General features: G+C 60.8%; 19 protein-coding genes. 16 read left to right on the top strand and 3 right to left on the bottom strand.

The features are described 5' to 3' along the window. Positions 1-40: 40 nt before the first annotated feature. From ABD937_RS03540 to ABD937_RS03550, 3 genes are all read left to right on the top strand, one after another. A complete protein-coding gene (locus ABD937_RS03540) occupies positions 41-1,270 on the top strand; it encodes a glycosyltransferase (RefSeq protein WP_345253448.1) in 1,230 nt (409 codons plus the stop codon). Positions 1,271-1,459: 189 nt separating this feature from the next. Further along, on the top strand, positions 1,460-2,680 hold the full coding sequence (locus ABD937_RS03545; protein WP_345253450.1) for a glycosyltransferase: 1,221 nt from the start codon (positions 1,460-1,462) through the stop codon (positions 2,678-2,680). Beyond that, positions 2,677-3,792, top strand: coding sequence for a glycosyltransferase family 4 protein (locus tag ABD937_RS03550; protein ID WP_345253451.1), 1,116 nt, complete (start codon positions 2,677-2,679; stop codon positions 3,790-3,792). Before ABD937_RS03545 ends, ABD937_RS03550 begins: the two co-directional genes overlap by 4 nt. Here the strand turns inward: ABD937_RS03550 and ABD937_RS03555 are convergent. Further along, a complete protein-coding gene (locus ABD937_RS03555; protein ID WP_345253453.1) occupies positions 3,713-5,104 on the bottom strand; it encodes a hypothetical protein in 1,392 nt (463 codons plus the stop codon). The two genes, ABD937_RS03550 and ABD937_RS03555, sit on opposite strands and share 80 nt — an antisense overlap. Positions 5,105-5,207: 103 nt before the next feature. Here ABD937_RS03555 and ABD937_RS03560 point away from each other — a divergent pair, with 103 nt between their 5' ends. From ABD937_RS03560 to ABD937_RS03605, 10 genes are all read left to right on the top strand, one after another. After that, complete coding sequence (locus tag ABD937_RS03560) at positions 5,208-6,422, top strand: glycosyltransferase (RefSeq protein ID WP_345253455.1); 1,215 nt, start codon at positions 5,208-5,210, stop codon at positions 6,420-6,422. 62 nt (positions 6,423-6,484) lie between these two features. Then, complete coding sequence (locus tag ABD937_RS03565) at positions 6,485-7,345, top strand: hypothetical protein (protein WP_345253457.1); 861 nt, start codon at positions 6,485-6,487, stop codon at positions 7,343-7,345. 11 nt (positions 7,346-7,356) lie between these two features. After that, positions 7,357-8,100: a tyrosine-protein phosphatase gene (locus tag ABD937_RS03570; protein ID WP_345253459.1), complete on the top strand. Its 744-nt coding sequence runs from the start codon at positions 7,357-7,359 to the stop codon at positions 8,098-8,100. 394 nt (positions 8,101-8,494) lie between these two features. Further along, positions 8,495-9,367 (top strand): MerR family transcriptional regulator, encoded by an 873-nt coding sequence (locus ABD937_RS03575; RefSeq protein WP_345253461.1) that lies wholly within the window; start codon positions 8,495-8,497, stop codon positions 9,365-9,367. Between the two features lie 126 nt (positions 9,368-9,493). Further along, a complete protein-coding gene (locus ABD937_RS03580) occupies positions 9,494-9,979 on the top strand; it encodes an RNA polymerase sigma factor (protein WP_345253463.1) in 486 nt (161 codons plus the stop codon). Continuing rightward, the gene (locus ABD937_RS03585; protein ID WP_345253465.1) at positions 9,976-11,451 is read left to right on the top strand and encodes a phytoene desaturase family protein; all 1,476 of its coding nucleotides are present in this window, start codon (positions 9,976-9,978) and stop codon (positions 11,449-11,451) included. Before ABD937_RS03580 ends, ABD937_RS03585 begins: the two co-directional genes overlap by 4 nt. A gap of 3 nt (positions 11,452-11,454) precedes the next feature. Continuing rightward, a complete protein-coding gene (locus ABD937_RS03590) occupies positions 11,455-12,297 on the top strand; it encodes a phytoene/squalene synthase family protein (RefSeq protein WP_345253466.1) in 843 nt (280 codons plus the stop codon). Beyond that, positions 12,294-12,827 (top strand): isopentenyl-diphosphate Delta-isomerase, encoded by a 534-nt coding sequence (idi, locus tag ABD937_RS03595; RefSeq protein WP_345253467.1) that lies wholly within the window; start codon positions 12,294-12,296, stop codon positions 12,825-12,827. The genes ABD937_RS03590 and idi overlap by 4 nt, the downstream gene beginning before the upstream one ends. 145 nt (positions 12,828-12,972) lie before the next feature. Continuing rightward, entirely contained in the window at positions 12,973-13,476 is a 504-nt protein-coding gene (locus ABD937_RS03600; protein ID WP_345253468.1) for a sterol desaturase family protein, read from the top strand. Positions 13,477-13,567: 91 nt separating this feature from the next. Further along, on the top strand, positions 13,568-14,710 hold the full coding sequence (locus tag ABD937_RS03605) for a lycopene cyclase family protein (protein WP_345253469.1): 1,143 nt from the start codon (positions 13,568-13,570) through the stop codon (positions 14,708-14,710). On the opposite strand, the gene trxA is transcribed toward ABD937_RS03605, so the two are convergent. Continuing rightward, entirely contained in the window at positions 14,707-15,009 is a 303-nt protein-coding gene (gene trxA / locus ABD937_RS03610) for a thioredoxin (RefSeq protein ID WP_345253471.1), read from the bottom strand. The genes ABD937_RS03605 and trxA overlap by 4 nt on opposite strands. A 411-nt stretch (positions 15,010-15,420) precedes the next feature. On the opposite strand from trxA, the gene ABD937_RS03615 reads away from it, so the two are divergent. Together ABD937_RS03615 and ABD937_RS03620 are read left to right on the top strand one after the other, a co-directional pair. Next, complete coding sequence (locus ABD937_RS03615) at positions 15,421-15,669, top strand: hypothetical protein (RefSeq protein WP_345253472.1); 249 nt, start codon at positions 15,421-15,423, stop codon at positions 15,667-15,669. A gap of 96 nt (positions 15,670-15,765) precedes the next feature. Next, a complete protein-coding gene (locus ABD937_RS03620; RefSeq protein WP_345253474.1) occupies positions 15,766-16,101 on the top strand; it encodes a hypothetical protein in 336 nt (111 codons plus the stop codon). Positions 16,102-16,172: 71 nt separating this feature from the next. Here the strand turns inward: ABD937_RS03620 and ABD937_RS03625 are convergent, their stop codons facing one another. Beyond that, the gene (locus ABD937_RS03625) at positions 16,173-16,568 is read right to left on the bottom strand and encodes a hypothetical protein (protein ID WP_345253476.1); all 396 of its coding nucleotides are present in this window, start codon (positions 16,566-16,568) and stop codon (positions 16,173-16,175) included. Positions 16,569-16,775: 207 nt separating this feature from the next. On the opposite strand from ABD937_RS03625, the gene ABD937_RS03630 reads away from it, so the two are divergent. Beyond that, complete coding sequence (locus ABD937_RS03630) at positions 16,776-18,320, top strand: OmpA family protein (protein ID WP_345253478.1); 1,545 nt, start codon at positions 16,776-16,778, stop codon at positions 18,318-18,320. The last annotated feature ends 30 nt before the right edge of the window (positions 18,321-18,350 follow it).

Genomic DNA, 18,350 nt, shown 5'->3' on the forward strand with positions numbered 1-18,350 from the left:
GTAAGGACGCGTCACAACGCGTCCCAATAAACTAATAGACTTGTCGAAGACAAACAACATACTCGTACTCGTGCAGGAATTCGGCCAGGGCGGCGCCGAGAAGGTGGCGGCCATGGTGGCCGCGATGCTGCAGGAGCGGGGCCACGGACAGGTGTATTTCTACGCCATGAGCCCTGCCGGGAAGCTGCCCGTCATTCCCGGTGTGGAGGTGGGCACGCTCGATATTGCGCCGGCCGCCGGCGCCCTTGGTAAGCTGAGAAGCTACTGGGGTAAGATCGGGCGCCTGCGCGACCTGAAGAAGCGCAAGAAGATCGGACTCACCATCTCGCAGCTCTGGCCCGTGGACTGGATTTCGGCCCTCACCGGCACCGAGCGCAAGGTGGCCGTGATGCAGATCAACATCCTCAACAACGAGCAGAACAAGGCGATGGTGAAGATGCGGCCGCTCGTTACGTATATCTACAAGCGCTTCAACAGGATCGTGCTCGGCTCCTCCAACCTGGTGCCGGAACTCACGGGCTTTTTCAACCTGCCGCCGGAGCTGCTGGAGGTGATCTATAACCCGATCGACACGGTGGCCATCGACCGTAACCTGAAGGCGCCCTTACCCTATCGCCTCGAGGAGGCCTACGCGGCCAACCGGGTGCTGGTGGCGGCCCATCGCCTCGCTCCGATCAAGAATACCGAAGCGCTGTTCCCGATCTTCACCGGACTGCCCGGCCGCGAGGGCCTTAAGCTGCTCCTGATCGGTGAAGGGGAGGAGAAAGAGCGTCTCGTGCGCGATGCCGCGGCCGCCGGCCTGCGCAGCACGCAATGCGAAAGCGCGGACTTCGACCCGTCGGCCGACGTCTACTTCCTCAACTTCCAGTCGAACATACACAACCTGATCGGGCGTTCCGCCGCCTTCCTCTTTCCTACGAAGGGGGAGGGGCTGCCCCTGGGCCTTCTCGAAGCCCTCTACAGCGGCGCGCCGGCCCTCGTGAGCGATGCGCCCAACGGCGGCGTTTTCGAGGTGCTGCAGGGCAAGGGCGAATGGAAGGAAGGACGCAGCTCGGTAGAACAGGCCAGCGGCTCCTGGCTGATGCCGGTGCCTTCGGGAGACGACCCCGGATCGATCCGTACCTGGCAGCAGCAGATCGCACAGGTGCTGCAGCACGACGAAGGCACGCGCGCCGACAATGCGCTGAAGGGGCGCGCCCGCGCCGGCGCTTTCGACAAGGAGATCATCCGCAGGCACTGGTACCGGCTCGTAGACGAAGTGATAAAATAATGTGCTAATGGGGTAATGTGCTGATGTGCTAATGATCGTGCAAGCCTTTAGGTCAGGATGCAAAGAATGGCCGTCCAGCATAACACGTACAACACCGAAACGACCCTCGCCAGGTAACCAACGGCACCTTTCAACCCGCCCGCACTTTGAGCGACCCTTTACTAATAGACCAATAGACGAATCGACTACATGCCCAACAACAAGATCGTTCTTTACCTTTCCTACGACGGCCTCAGCGACCATATCGGCCAGTCGCAGGTATTGCCGTATATTGTTTCCTGCGCCGAGCGCGGGATCAAATTCCATTTGCTGACCTTCGAGAAGGCCGCCAACACCGCCAAGATCCAGAAGATCCAGGAACTGCTCGACCGGCACGGCATCGTGTGGCACCGGCTCGAGTTCACCACCGGCCGCAGCATCCGCTACAAGGTGCAGGACTTCCGCAAGTTCGTCGCAAAGGCCTTCTCCATTACCCGCCGGCACCGCTTCGCCGTCATCCACAGCCGCTCCTACATCGCCTCCTGCGTGGGGTACCTCGTGAGCCGCCGCTTCAAGGTGAAGCAGATCTTCGACAAGCGCGACTTCTGGATCGACGCCGTGGTGGAAACGGGTCGCCTCAAGACCTCGGGCCTGCCCCACGGACCCGTATACCGTGGCCTCCGCTGGTTCGAGCGCAACCTATTCGAGAAGTCGGCCCACATCATCTCGCTTACGCACCGCGCCAAGGAAGTGGTGCTCGAAAAATATCCCCACCGCAAGGCCGGAGACATCACCGTCATCCCCTGCTGCGTGGACCTTTCGCTTTTCGACCCGAAGGCCATCCCGGCCCCGGAGACCGAGGCCCTGCGTGAAAAGCTGGGCCTGCAGGGCAGCACCGTGTTCGGCTATGTGGGCTCCATCGGCGTCGCCTATATGGTGAACGAGCTGCTGGCCTGCTTCAAGGCCATCAAGGCGAAGGTGCCCGATGCGAAGCTGCTCTTCATGGTCAACAACGACCGCGAGGAGGTGCTGCGCACGGCCGAGAGCGCCGGTATCCCGCGCACCGACGTGGTGGTGACCTCCGCCACGCGGGCCGAGATGCCGCTGCACATTTCGACGCTCCACTACGGCCTCTTCTTCATCACGCCCACCTTTGCCAAGCAGGCCACCTCGCCCACGAAGCAATACGAGATGCTGGCCATGGGCAAGACGCTCATCACCAATGCCGGCGTGGGCGACGCGGAGAAGATCTTCGGCGAGCTAAACTGCGGCTACCTGCTGCCCGCCACCAACGCGGCGGAATACGAAAAGGCCGCCGAATGGGCCGCCGCGCAGACACCTGCCCCCCGCACCTACGATTTGTCCAACTACTCCCTCCGCTTCGGGGCGGAGCACTATTTCCAGGTATATCAGAAATTACTTTCCGAATGAGCACCAAGAAGCGCATCCTTTTCATCAACCCCTACCCGCACGACAAGGCGCCCAGCCAGCGCCTCAAATACGAGCAATACTATGACCACCTCCGCGCCGCCGGCTACGAGATCGAGTGGTCCTGCTTTTACGACGACGAGGCCTGGAAGGTGATCTACAAGCCCGGGCACTACCTGGGCAAAGCGATGGCCTTTGTGCGGGGCTATGCCCGCCGCGTCCGCGACCTGTTCCGCCTCCGGAACTACGACGTCGTATACATCCACCTCTGGGTAACGCCGATCCGTCCGGCCTTTTTTGAATGGCTGTATTGCCAGGTGACGAAGCGGATGATCTACGACATCGACGACCTCGTGTTCCTGAAGGAAGCTTCCCACATTGCCTGGTGGAAGGGTATGCTGAAGAGCCGCAAAAAGCCGGTGTACCTGATGAAGCAGGCGAAGCACGTCATCACCTGCACGCCGTTCCTCGACGAGTTCGCGCGTAAGTACAACCCCAATACCACCGATATCTCCAGCACCATCAACACCGATACCTACGTGCCGGTGAACCGCTATGCCAACGACCACAAGCTCGTGCTCGGGTGGAGCGGCTCGCACAGCACGGTGGTGTACCTCTACCTGCTCAACGACGTGTTGCAGGAACTCGCCAAGGAGCGCCCGTTCAAGCTGCTGGTGATGGGGTCGACGAAGTACCACCTCGAAGGGGTAGACTATGAGGCGGTAGAGTGGACCCGCGAGCGGGAGATCCCCACGCTGCAGCAGTTCGACATCGGCCTGTACCCCTTACACCTCGAAGACCAGTGGGTGATGGGCAAGAGCGGGCTCAAGGCGCTGCAGTACATGGCGCTCGGCATCCCCACGGTGGCTACCGGCCTCGGCGCCAACCACCGCGTGATCCAGGACGGCGTATCGGGCTACCTCGTGAAAACAAAGGAGGAGTGGCTCGAGAAGCTGAAGTACCTGATCGACAATCCGTCGGAGCGCCGCCGCATCGGCGAAGCCGCGCACGAGCGGGTGGAAAGCCTTTACTCGATCAAAATGAATGCGCCGGTATATCTTGGGATAATCGAGTCTGTCGCGCAATCCTCCTCGTCTCGAGCTCCGCGGACTTGACCGTATAGAGGTAGGCCAGGAACAGGTAATAGAACGGCAGGCAGGGGATCTTGTAGCGCACAAGCGTGCCGAAGTTGGCCGCGGCGATACCGGTCATGAATGCAAAGAGGAAGGTGAACATGAGGCAGAACTGGAGGAGCGGCGTCTTCCGGATGTAGCGAAGGCTCATCCCGATGCCGCCCTTGAAGAAAACGATCAGGATCGTGAAATAGAGCACCGCCATACTCTCGATGGAGGCGGCGAAGATGAACACCTTGCCGTATTCCCACGGGTAGGGCCGGAACAGGGTGATGTTGATGCCCACCGGGATCGCCGCCAAGATGCCAAGAGGGGAGGAGAAGTCGACGTTGAGCTCATAGGCCGAACCGGCCGAGCCGCCGTAGGTGGTGATGGAATTGTAGGTGGACGTGGCCGATTCGAGCGCGTTCTCCACCGAGTAACGGCCGAGCAGCTCGTCGGCATTGCGGAGGAACACGCCGATCAGTACCAGTGCCGCCACCAGGATGAAGGGCGTGGAGAGCACCCGCACCGCGTCGTTCTTGATGCTGTTCTTGTACGAGTTGAAGACGAACAGCATGAAGAAGGGCACAAACGCGGCTACGATATACACCTTTACGCTGCCGATGAAGAAGGCCGCTACGGCGAAGCCGATGAGGTTGGCATAGAGGCGGCGGGGCTTCACGAAGCTGTAATAGGCCGTGATGAAGAGCCAGAGCAGGCCGGTAAACGTGATCGTATCCTTGAAGATCGAAGAGTCCCACACGAGCACCGACGGGATGAACAGCGTACTGTAGGCGGCGAGCTTCATGGGGATGCCCACTTCCTCCTGGATGAAGATGAAGAAGTTCCAGAGCGCGAGGTAAGCAAGCGACAGGAAGAACACCGACAGGGGCAGGAACATGCCGAAGGCCAGGAACTGGAAGATGGAGCCTACCTTGGCCACGAAGAACGACTCGTTGGCGTACAGGAAATAGTCGGCCATGTTGATGCCGGCGAGGTTCGTTTCGTTGAAATCCTTGATGGAGCTGAAGAAGACCTTGAAGAACTCGCCGGGGTGATCGCGGAAGTAGGTGTTGAGCACCTTGCTGCCCTCGAAAAACCAGCGCCCGTCGTAGGCGCCCCGGTAATAGTGCTCGTAGATAAGGCCGATGCCGATGCCGCCGAGCATCTTGAGAATGAGGCCCGCCTTGAAGTATTTGTAAAGCTCCCGGTTCTGGCCATGCTTCTTCCGGAAATAACGGGTCAGGATCAGCCAGCTCAACAGCACGTAGACCGGCAACGTCACATAATCATACCAGAAAATAAAATACATGCAGCGGGGCTTTAATCGGGAGGGCCGTAAAGGTATCCCTTCAGGCCCGGCTGCAAAGATTATCTAAACTTATAATTTCTCTAAAACTTTCTTCCCCTAACCTATGCCCCGTGTTATTTGCGTATTGAACCGCCTTGTCATCGGCGGCCCGGCCATCATCGCCGCCTACCTGACCCACTACCTCCAGCCCGGCTTTGAGACCCTCCTGGTCATCGGCGGCAAGGACGACCACGAGCAGGATGCCGACTTCATCACCGAGCAGTTCGGCATCCGGCCGGTAGTGGTGCCGGAGATGCGCCGCGCCATCAGCTGGAAGGCCGACCGCGCCGCCTACCAGCGCCTCAAGGGCATCATCCGCGACTTCAAGCCCGACATCGTGCATACCCACGCCGCCAAAAGCGGCGCCCTCGGCCGCCTCGCCGCCTTCGCCAGCAAAGTGCCGGTGACGGTGCATACCTTTCACGGCCACGTATTCCACAGCTACTTCTCGCCCCTGAAGACGCAGGCCTTTATCCAGGCCGAACGCTACCTCGCGCGCCGCTCCTCGGGTATCATCGCTATCTCCGACATCCAGAAGGAAGAGCTGGCCGGGCAGTTCCGCATCTGTCCGCACGATAAGATCAAGGTGATTCCCCTGGGCCTCGACCTGGCGCCCTTTGCCACGGAAGGGGAGCGTAAGCGTGCCGCATTCCGGCAGGCCTTCGGCATCGAGAACGACGAGATCGCCATCGGCCTCGTGGGCCGCGTGGTGCCGGTCAAGAACCATCCCCTGTTCATCGCCGTGGCCGACGCCGTGTCGAAGGCCACCCGGAAGCGGGTGCGCTTCTTTGTGATCGGCGACGGCGACGAGCGTCCCAACGTGGAGGCCGACTGCCGCGCCCGCGGACTCGACTACACCTATTACCCGGAAGAGCCGCGCCGCGCCCTGGTGACCTGCACCTCCTGGCAAACGAAGATGGACGAGGTCTTCAACGGGCTCGACATTGTGGCGCTGACCTCGCACAACGAGGGCACCCCCGTATCGCTGATCGAGGCCCAGGCCGCCTCCCGCCCGGTAGTGGCCACCAACGTAGGCGGCACCGCTGATACGCTGCAGGACGGCTCCGGTGGCTTTATCGTGGCGCCAGGCGATGCGGCCGCCTTTACGGAACGGCTGCTGCAGCTCATCGAAGGCGAGGAGCTGCGCCGGAACATGGGCGCCGCAGGCCTCCGCTTCGCGGAGCAACACTACTCGGTGGCCACCATGATCCGCCGCACGGCCGATTATTACGGGTCGCTGCTGGACGCAGCCCGCGCCCGCAACCGTGTTAAAGCCTGAACGGACGAGCTCCGGATCCGGTTTTTTGGGTAGCTTTGTCGTCCTCACCAATCCCGCCTCCTATGCCGCTCCGTACTCAGCTCCTGGCGAAAAGCCTGTTCGTGCTTTCCGCGCTCCTGCTGGCCCCGAACTTCATCCCGGTCAAGGTGGATTACTTCAAGGATGCGACGCACGGCGGGGAAAAGTTCGATCCGGCCCTTGCTGCCCGTCTCCGCTCGGTTAACGACGTGGTGAGCTATACCGACAGCCTGGCCACCGCCCGCAGCATCGACCCCAAAAGCCTGTCCTACGGCCTCCTGCTTACCGATGTGATCCAGCGCCGCTTCGAGCACGGCTACAGCAGCTACCGCCTGTCGCAGAACTGGGTGGCCTCCCTGGCAGGCTCGGTGAAGCGCGACCTGGCCGCGGTGGTGATCCCCGACGACATCCTCACATTCGACAACGCCGCCTGCAGCCAGCAAACGATGGTGCTGATGGAGGCCCTCGGCCGCAAGGGCATCGATATGCGCACGGTGCTCTTCCACACCCACTTTGCCGTGGAGGCCCGTTACAACGGCGCCTGGCGCCTGCTCGACGCCGATGTGGAGCCCGAGATGACCGCCGCCACGGCCACCGATGCCGCCAGCATCAGCGCCACGCGCGATGCCTTCGGGGTGTACGACCGGGTGCTGTCGTTTCCGAAGTTCGCCAACAATTTCCTCAACTATCCCATCTCTTACGGCGCCGTGAACGCAAAGGTGGCCACCAATACGGCTGCCTTCCATAAGCTCACGAAGGTGGCTTCCCGCACCGCGTTCCTGCTGCCCCTCCTCGCCGGCATCGTGCTGCTGCGCCGGGGCCGCCGCCGCGCCCGGGCCCACGCCCGCAGCGGCAGCGTCAGCACGCTGACAGCTTCAGGGAGTACTTCTGCCCTGAACCCCTAATTTTACGGGATATGTTCTCGTTCTGGAAAAAGAAGACGCCTGTTGCCGGCAAGGCCTCGCTCAACTGGCTGGGCGCCGACATGCACTCCCACCTCATCCCCGGCATCGACGATGGTGCGCCCGACCTGGAAGCCAGCCTGACCCTCATCCGCGGGCTCCGCGAGCTCGGCTATGCCAAGCTGTACACCACCCCGCACATCCTTTGGGGGATGTACGACAATACGCCCGACACCATCCTCGGCGGGCTCGAAACGGTGCGGCAGGCCCTGAAGGCCGAAGGCCTGGAGTTCGAATTCGGGGCCGCCGCCGAATACTTCGTGGACGAGCACTTCGCCAACGAGGTGCAGGCCGGGAAGCCGATGCTGACCCTTCCGGGCAACCACATCCTGGTGGAGGCCTCCACGTACGCCGCTCCGTTCGACTTCAAGGAGGTGCTGTTCGGGCTGCAGCTCCAGAACTATACGCCGATCATCGCGCACCCCGAGCGCTACATCTACCTGAAGAAGGACCCTTCCTACCTCGACGACCTCCGCTACAACGGCTGCTCCTTCCAGCTGAACCTGCTAGCCCTTATCGGGCACTACGGCGCCCTGAGCAAGGAGCTCGCCGAACACCTCCTCCGCAACGACTTCTACGACTTCGTGGGCACCGACCTCCACCACGCCCAGCACCTGCCCCTCCTCGAAAAGGCCGCCGCGTCCCCCCTCCTCGACAAGCTCCGGGATTCCGGGAAGATCAAGAATGCCGGGTTTTAATGTGCTAATGAGTTGATGTGCTAATGGGATAATGGGGTAATGGGATAATAGGAGAGAAGGCACCTAGCCCCGAAGCTTCGGGGGTTTACGATCCATACGATGGGCGCCCATCGCCTTTTCTTCATACGCACAGACTGAGTTGCTTTCGGGGGCAAGATTTCCCATACGATTGATGTTGTAACCTGGAATTAGCTGTGAGCACGACGCAAGGAGTTATCATGCGGCAGTCATTTGGCGTTATCCGATAATGCATTCAGTACGTGCCGCTTTAATGAAGGGGTGCAACTTCAGTTCTTTTCCACAGAGTCACCCCTCTCCCCCGGAGAGGGGCCGGGGGTGAGGTCCGGGGGATGGGCTGAACTTTTTTCCGCTTATTTTGTAGTAAGGTGCAGCTATGGGATTTACAATCAAAGAACTCGAAACGCTAACGGGCGTCAAGGCGCACACGATCCGGATCTGGGAGCAGCGTTATGGCTTCCTGAAACCCTCGCGTACCGCTACCAACATCCGCACCTACAACAACGACGAGCTCAAGACCCTGCTCACCGTTGCCCTCCTGAACAAATACGGGTACAAGATCTCGCGCATCGACGAGATGAATGCCGAGCAGCGGCACCGCGAGGTGCTGAACCTGCACTTCCAGGATGCCCAGCACGAGCACCTCATCAACGAGCTCATCGGCTGCATGGTGGACCTGGATAACTACGGGTTCGAAAATCGCCTCAACGGCTATCTCGCCGAGCATGGCCTCGAGGAAACGCTGGTGACGATCGTGTTCCGCTTTCTCGAAAAGACCGGTATCCTCTGGCAAACGGGCCGCATCAACCCGGCCCATGAGCACATCGTGTCCAACATCGTGCGCCAGAAGATCATCTCCGGCATCGAGAGCCTCCCGCCTGCGCCCGATGCCGAGCCACGCCTCCTCCTTTTTCTGCCCGAGGGCGAATTCCATGAGCTCGGTCTCCTGTACGTCTTTTACCTCCTCCGCAAGCGCGGATGCTATGTGCTCTACCTGGGCGCCAATATGCCGCTGAAGGACGTGCTCTATGTGGCCCGCCTGAAGCGTCCTGACTATTGCTATATCCACCTCACGGCGGTAATCCACCGCCCGGCGTTCCAACGCTTCATAACCGGGCTGAGCAACCAGCTCCCCGACACCCGCATCCTGCTGTCTGGCCAGGTAGCGGCCGAAACGCCCAGGAACGCGCCCAATCTCGTCCCCCTCCAATCCCTTTCCGCGGCCATCACGTACATCAACGGGCTCTAAGCGCCATTCCGGCTCCCGTTTACGCCATCGCTCCCATTCTGTGTAATCTTTTTCAAAAAAAATTACACAAGAAAATTTTTCGGGTCTGGTTTGTGTTTAGCTTTATGCAGCTAAAAATTAAACACGATGGGTATTCAGGAGTTCAACAGCCTGGTAATCAGCAACGCAGAGGGTCTTCGGCCTTTTGCCATTACGCTGACCCGCGACCGGGAGGCAGCACAGGATCTTTACCAGGAGACTTTGTTCAAGGCATTTGCGCATCGCGACAAGTACCAGCCCGGCACCAATATCAAGGCCTGGCTCAGTACCATCATGCGCAACATCTTTATCAACGAGTATCGCCGCAACGAGCGGAAGCGGGTGGTGCTCGACAACGTGCTTTATGCCGAACGCTATAATAATCATTCGTTTACGGCAGAGCGTAACGTCCGTCTAAAGGAAATTAATACGGCGATTTATCGATTACCTGCTATTTTTAAGAAGGCATGCCTGCTTTACCTGCAGGGTTACAAGTACCAGGAGATCGCCGAAGCATTGAATGAGCCGCTCGGAACCATCAAGAGCCGTATTCACTTCGCCCGGAAGATGCTCCAAAAACAGATCGATCGATGAAGCGTACGGTAGTGATCATAGGTGCGGGCTTTGCCGGGATGTCGGCCGCGGCCTTCATGGCCCGGGCCGGATGGGCCGTCACCGTGGTGGACAAAGGGGCCACCGCGGGCGGGCGCGCGCGCCAGCTGCAGGCCGGGGGCTACACCTTCGACATGGGCCCGAGCTGGTACTGGATGCCCGACGTCTTTGAGCGCTTCTTCGCGCAGTTCGGGAAGAAGGTCTCCGATTACTACCGCCTCACCCGCCTCGACCCTTCGTACCGCGTGTACTGGGAGGAGGGGCATTCCGATATACCGGCCGACTACAACGCCTTAAAAGACCTCTTCGAGCGCATCGAGCCCGGCAGCGGCGCCCGCCTCGACCACTACCTCAAAGAGGCTGCCGTGAAATACCAGATCGGCATGCAGCAGCTCGTGTACAAGCCGGGCCGCTCGGTGAGCGAGTTCCTCGACTGGGACGTGCTGCGCAACGTGCTCCGCCTCGACGTCTTTACCAATATCAAGAAGCACATCGCCCGCCACTTCACCAATCCCCGCCTCCGGCAGTTGATGGAGTTCCCGGTGCTGTTCCTGGGCGCGCTGCCGGAGAACACGCCTGCTCTCTACAGCCTCATGAACCACGCCGACATCTGCGGCGGCACCTGGTATCCTGAAGACGGGATGTTCAGCATCGTGCGGGCCATGGAGTCGCTCTGCCGGGAGCTGGGCGTGGAGTTTCGCTTCGGCGAGGAAGCCAGGGAGATCCGCATCACGGGCGGCACCGCGAAGGAAGTGCATACCGACAAGGAAGTGTACCGCGCCGATGCCGTCATCAGCGGCGGCGACTACCATTTTACGGAGATGCACCTGCTGCCGGCCGAGTACCGTAGTTATACGGAAGCCTATTGGGACCGCCGCGTGCTGGCGCCTTCCTGCCTGTTGTATTACGTTGGCCTCGGAAAAAAGCTGGACGGCGTGCTCCACCACTCACTGTTCTTCGACGTGCCCTTCGACCGGCATGCCCACGAGATCTATGCCGACCCGCAATGGCCGGCCGACCCGCTGTTCTACCTTTCCGCGGCGTCGAAGACCGACCCCCATGCGGCGCCCGCCGGCTGCGAGAACCTGATGTTCCTCATCCCCGTGGCCGCCGGCCTCAAAGGCGACCACCCGGAGCTGCAGGACCGCTATTTCGACACCATCCTCCGCCGCCTCGAGCGGCGCACCGGCCAATCGCTGGCGGGTGACATCCACTATAAGAAGGCTTTTTCCGTAAGCGACTTCGAGCGCGACTACCATTCCTTCAAGGGCAATGCCTATGGCCTTGCCAACACGCTGAAGCAGACCGCCATCCTGCGTCCGTCGTGCCAGAGCCGCAAGGTCCCGAACCTGTTCTACACCGGCCAGTTCACCGTGCCGGGCCCCGGAGTGCCCCCCAGCCTGATCAGCGGGGAGGTCGTATCGCGCGAGGTCGTTAAACACTTTCAACGCTAAGCCATGACAGAGGAGTTATTTCATAAGACGAGCAGTGACTGCAGCCGTGTGGTCACCCTGAACTACAGTACATCCTTTTCTTCAGCCATCAAGCTGCTGCACGCCGACCTGCGCCGGCCCATCTTCAACATCTACGGCTTCGTGCGGCTCGCCGACGAGATCGTGGATACCTTTCACGGGCACGACAAGGTGCGCCTCCTGGCGCAGTGCAAGGAAGATACGTTCGCTGCCATCCGCGACGGCATCTCCCTCAACCCGATCCTCAACGCCTTCCAGCAGACCGTGAACCGCTACGGCATCGGCCACGATCTTATCGAGGCCTTTTTCAAGAGCATGGAGAGCGACCTCACGGAGCATGCCTACGACCGCCAGGGCTACGAGGAGTATATCTACGGGTCGGCCGAAGTGGTGGGCCTTATGTGCCTCTACGTGTTCTGCAACGGCAGCCAGGAGCAGTACGCATCCCTGCGCGGATCCGCCAAGGCGCTGGGCGCGGCCTTCCAGAAGGTCAACTTCCTGCGCGACATCAAGGCCGATAACGAGGCGCTCTCCCGTATGTACTTCCCCGGCTGCGACTTCCACCGCTTCACCGAAAACGACAAGCTGCAGATCGAGGAGGACATCGAGCGCGACTTCGCTGCGGCCTACGAAGGCATCCTGGGATTGCCCATCAAGGCGCGCTTCGGGGTGTACGTGGCGTATAAATACTATTACTCGCTGTTCCGCAAGATCAAGGGCATTGAGCCGGCGCGGATCCTGGAGCAGCGCGTGCGGATCCCCAATTACTACAAGGCTTATATCGTGCTGCGGGCCACGATCAAAAACCGCCTGCGCCTGATCGGATGAGGAAGGAAGAACTGCATGTGCTGCTGGTGAATGGGCGCGACGAGCCGATGGGCACCATGGAAAAGATGGCCGCGCACGAGCAGGGGCTGCTGCACCGCGCCTTCAGCGTATTCCTCTTCGACGCCGAAGGGCGGATGCTCCTCCAGCGTCGCGCCGTTACCAAGTACCACGGCGGGGGGCTTTGGAGCAATGCCTGCTGCAGCCATCCCTACCCCGACGAGCCTGTGCCGGATGCCGCCCGCCGCCGCCTCCGCGAGGAGCTCGGCATCGAGGCATCCATTGAGCCCATCTTTGCTTTTACCTACCGCGCCGAAGTCGAGAACGGCCTCACCGAGCACGAGTTCGACCACGTGTTTGCCGGGATCTACGCCGGGCCGCTGGCACTCAACCCCGAGGAGGTGGCCGAATGCCGCTATGTGGCGCTGCCCGAGCTTCGGGCCGAGGTGGCGGCCGCCCCCGGGCGCTTTACGGCCTGGTTCAAAATGGTGCTGCCCCGGCTGGAGGAATGGTGGCAAAAAAGAAGTCCCTAGCTTGAGGTTTGAAGTTTGCAGGTGCCTGCTCCCCACACCCCCCGCCTTCGCCAAAGGCTACTGCGGGCCGAGCCAGAACCCTACCAACCCTAAGAACCCTAAGAACTCTGATCCCTCTTAGCTTTGTGAACCGAAAACGCGTGTGATGACGGCTATTTATTTTATACTGGTCTTATTGGGAACGTTTGTAGCGATGGAAGGCATCACCTGGCTCACGCATCGCTACGTGATGCACGGCTTCCTGTGGGTGCTCCACCGCGACCATCACCAGGTGGAGCCGGGCTTCTTCGAGAAGAACGATCTCTTCTTCGTGATCTTCGCCGTGCCCAGCATGCTGCTGATCGGCTTCGGCGTGCACTACGGCGTGTGGTGGCAGGCGGCCATCGGTTTCGGTATCATGGCCTACGGCGCGGCTTACTTCGTGGTGCACGACGTCATCATCCACCAGCGCTTCAAGTGGTTCTCGCGGAGCAACAGCACCTACGTGCGCGCCATCCGCTGGGCCCACAAGATGCACCACAAGCACCTCCACAAAGAACACGGCGAAAGCTTCGGCATGCTGCTCGTGCACAAGAAATACTGGGAAAAGGTGCGCCGCGACAAGCGCCTCATGAAGGGGCAGCGGGTCGGGTATGCTCCCGAGTCGTAAAGCAAGGTTTAGATGGTTCAGGAGGTTCAGAGGGTTCAGAAACCCCGCAACCAACCTCCTAAACCACGTAAACCCCTAAACCTTCTTTGAAATGCCCGATGAATATGATTATATAATCGCAGGTGGCGGCTGTGCCGGGCTCAGCCTCCTGCAGGCGCTGATCCGCGCCGGCGTGGCCGAAGGGGCGAGGATCCTGGTGGTCGACCGCGACGCCAAGGAGGCCAACGACCGGACCTGGTGCTTCTGGGAGGCCGGCGAAGGGCCGTTCGAGTCCATCGTTCATAAAGAGTGGGCGCAGCTCGATTTTCATTCCGACCACCTGTCGCGCCGCCTCGATATCGCTCCTTATCGCTATAAGCTGATCCGGGGTATCGACTTTTACCGGCATTGCCACGCGGAAGCCAGCCGGATGCCGGGCATTCAATTTCTGCAGGAATCCGTGTCGGAGGTTTTTACCGATCGGCAGGGCGCCGGTGTCCGCGCCGGTGGCCGCACCTACCGCGCGCGCTATGTGTTCAGCTCCCTCTATGAGCGCCCGGAGCCGCGCCCCGGGAAGCACTGGCTGCTGCAGCACTTTACCGGCTGGGTGATCGAAACCGAGGCGCCCGCCTTCGACCCGGCCGTGGCCACCTTCATGGACTTCCGGACGGACCAACAGGAAGGGACCACCTTTTTTTACGTGCTGCCTTTGTCGCCGACGCGGGCCCTCGTGGAATACACGCTCTTTACCGGGGAGTTGCTGTCCACCGCGGCCTACGAGGAAGCGCTGGGTGGATATATCCGGGAGCGGCTTGGTATCGGGGCCTACACCGTGGCAGAGCGGGAGTTCGGCATCATTCCCATGACCAACCATCGCTTCCCGGCACGAAACGGCAACGTCGTGTATATCGGCACCGCCGGCGGACAAACAAAGGCTTCCAGCGGGTATACCTTCCGTAATGTACAAAAGCATTCGGCGGCGCTGGCGGAAAGCCTGAAGAAGGAGGGGCATCCCTTTGCCGTGGACGCCACCGCCCGCCGCTTCGGCTTTTACGATAGCGTGCTGCTCGATATACTCGCCCACCGGAGCCTCGAGGGAGCCGATATCTTCACCGACCTGTTCCGGGGCAACCGGGCGGCCAGCGTGTTCCGGTTTCTCGACAACGAGAGCGCGCTGCACCAGGAATTGCGGCTTATCAGCACCCTGCCCACGCTGCCTTTTTCCCGGGCTGCGCTGCGCCAGCTTCGTCCCTAATCCGCTGAATATTGCTCGATGATGCGCTGGAGGGCGGCTGCTTCCACCACCCCCGACTGGCGCCACTGGACCGCGCCTTTACGGAACAGCATGAGGGTGGGAACGCTCTGGATGCCGAAGTATTCGGCTGCGGGGCGGTTGCGGTCGATGTCCACCTTCACGATCCGGACCCGGTCGCCGAGACGTGCCTTCGTTTCCTGCAGGATGGGCGCCATCAGTTTACAGGGTCCGCACCAATCTGCATAAAAGTCTACCAACACGGGCTGTTCGCTTTGCAGCAGCTCCTGAAAACTAGCCATATTCGGGTTTTCCACAGGCGCGTGCACTGATTGTGCCAGCCCTGCAGGAAGCCCCATTGCCGGGCTGTGGAAACGGCAGCGGTCGCGAAATATGTAGAATTACGGGTACAACTGAGGCGGCAGCGCGCGGCAAACGCAGTAGGGGCAACGGTTCGGGGCCTTCGGTGACCGTTTTTCTTTCAGTTTTCTGGCCCATTCATCAAATTTTTTTATAAAGCATTGCTGCTCAGGTACCTAACGGCGGCGGCTACCCTCTAAGATTGGCTGTTTTCGGGTGCTTTTTAGCACGTTTCGTGGCGTGAAAACCGCGTGAAACCGGCAAACTCTGCCGCAGGGCACGAAGTTTGCAGCCTTATAAGCCGGATAGAGCCATTCAAGGCCGTCCGATTGCTCACCCAACCGTCTACTTGCATGCACTTTGCCGAATTCAAGCTGCTCTCCCTCCCGGTTCAGGCGCACATTATTTGCGAGCAGGGCGTCCATCTGTGTGAGCGCCGCGAAGATCAATACCTGATCGCTCTTTACCAGGTCGACTCGTTCTATGTGGAGGTCTACTACCGCCTCCCGGAAGAAGAGATCGAGAAATTCCGCAGCTTTCACAGCACCGACCTCCTGGAGCCCTATATCTCGGAGCTGCCCTATAAGGAGCTCGTCGGCTAAGTTTTCCCCTTTCCTTTCCCCAACCCGTCCGTTACCGCGTTCCTGCCCGGAATAGGCACCAAATTGGTACTTTCCACAGGTATAAAAAGGTTCGTTATGAATATGCATGCAAACGACAGGACAACGGAAATGACCGATATGGCCGCCTGTATCAATAAGCTGACGATCGATGGCTTCGCCGACCAGTTCAAGGTCGAGAAAGGTAAGCTCCGCAGCATGGACGATAAAAAGTCGTTCAAGCCCAAAGACATCAAGGTGGCAAACTTTTACCGCTTCGAAGGCATCTCCAATCCGGACGATATGGCCATTCTATACGCCATCGAAACGAGCGATGGTCACAAAGGCACCCTCGTGGATGCTTACGGGCGCTACTCCGACGACGACATCGAGCGCTTCATGCGCGATGTGGAAGTGAAGAAGCAAGTGAATTAAAAAGGCTGAGGGATACGTTCCCAGGTCGCAACCACACTATTCAGAATGCCTGCCCTCCGGGGCAGGTTTTTTTATTCCCGCCGGTATCCCACCGCTACCTGCATCCGGAAGCCGTTGCGCTGGCGCAGGGCCTCCAGGCGCAGTTCCTGCGCATCGAGCCGGAGCACCCGGTAAGCGCCGTCGGGCAGCTGCAGGCTGTCGCCCTTAAGCCGCCAGGCGCCGCCCCGCTCCTCGGGCAGGGTGCAGGGGATGCCCGCGTCCACCACCGTAAAGGCGCCGGACGCCTCGAAGCGGTAGCGGTTGTCAAGAGCGCAGGTGTCGTGGTAATACGTGCACCACAGGTTCTGCTCGCCGGCGGTTTCGTAGAGCTTGCGGTAGGTGCCGTTGAGCAGGGTGGCGTCGAATGCCGGCGGTGCAGGATCGCGCCGGCAGGCGAGGAGGGGAAACAGCAGGAGGAGGAAGCGCATAGCCAGGGTTTAGGGTGAAGCCGGAACAAAGCTACCGGCGCCGAAGGGGCGCTTCCATGGGCTTTTTCCCAGCTGGTGATGGGATTTTCCGGCCGGTGGATGGGGAAAGCATCAGTAGCCGTATTTCCACGGATCTTTGTGAAAGCGGCACGGCGTTCTTTTGCCGACCTCAATGCGGTCGTATATTCCTGTTTCTAAACCCTGGCTATGCGCTTCCTCCTCACCTTGATCGCATTCGTTCCGCTCGCACTTTCCGCCCAGTCCGCCAGCCCTGATACCCTCTACTTCGCGCCCGGCTCTGACCAGCTCTCGCCCGAAGCCCGGAAGGCCATTCCCCGGATCGCAGCCTGGCTCCGGCAGCATCCCGCCGCAACGATCTACATCGACGGGCACACCGATCCCACGGGCTCCGATTCCCTGAACGGGGAGCTGGGGGTAGGCCGTGCCACCGTGGTATGGGCGCAGCTGCAGCCGCTGTTGCCCAAAGACGTCAACGCGACCCTCACCGGCATGGGCGCGCACCGCCCGCTCACCCGCGACCCGAAGCAGTACCGCCTCAACCGGCGTGTGGAAATACGGATCGAGGCTGCGGCTCCGGCTGCCGCCGCCGCCACGACGCCTCCTCCCGTGGAGCTCAGCACCTTCCGCCGTGACGTGCCCCTGCAGCAGTTCCCGATCGACCTGTCGGACACCGTGCGCGTACGGGGTGCCGGCGGCACGTTCTTCATGATCCCGCCGGGAGCGCTCCAGGATAAGACGGGGCAGCTCGCCCGGGGTGCCGCTATGCTGCTCCTGCGCGAATACTACCGGCCCGACGAGATCCTGCTTGCCGGGCTCAACTCGAACAGTGAGCAGGGGCTCCTGCAAAGCGGCGGCATGTTCTACTTTACGGTGGTCCAGGGGGCCGACACGCTATCGGAGCAGACGCGGAAGCCGGTAGACGTCCGCATGCCGGTCCGATACCCGGAGCTGACCGGGATGAGCGTGTATACCCTGGCGGCGGCGGGCGGAGGTGCCGGGCCCCTGGCCGGAGGCGGCGTGTCGGATTCAGGTATGCTGCAGCGGGCATGGAGACCCACGATGCGTCCTTTCCGGGTGAGCCGGCCCTATTGGGATTGGCCCCGGGTGGAGTGGGCTGCGGAGATCGAGCGTCCGTCCAACGAGACCCTGGCGAAGCTGGCGCCCGGCGCGGTGATCACCAGCGAGGCGGCGCCGCCGAACCCGCTCATCCGGCTCAACCGCAAGCCCCGCCCCGCCGCCCGTTCACTCACCATGCAGGTACGTAAGGTGAGCGATACGAGCCTGTCGGTGCGCTACGAGGTAAAGATGCGCCGTCGCGGACTACGTCGTTTCGGCACAAGGGAGCGCGATACCCTGATCCGCGTGCCCCAGCGGCAGGCCGAATATGTGGGACAGACCTCCACCCTCAACTGGATCAATTGCGACCGCTTTTACAACTACCCGGACAAGGCCGATCTCTATGTGCAGACGCCCGGCTTCAAAGGTGCCGAGGTGCTGGCCTACTTCCCGTCGGTGCATGCGTTCATGCCGGCGGAGTTCTTTGGAGACCGGTATGGCTTCCGCTCGGTGCCCCGCGGGATGAAGGTGGTACTGGTGGCCATGGGGAAAAAGGGGGAGGCGGTTTACTGGGGCCGGAGCGACGTACATATTGTACAGGGCCTGGTTGCCGAAGTGAAGCTCGGGACCTTGCCGGCCAGCGACATCGATGCGGCGCTGGGGGCGTTGGAATAAGCGCCGGAAGAAGCGCGCCGCCTACCTTTG

The organism is Flaviaestuariibacter amylovorans (assembly GCF_039541815.1).
GTDB lineage: Bacteria > Bacteroidota > Bacteroidia > Chitinophagales > Chitinophagaceae > Flavisolibacter > Flavisolibacter amylovorans.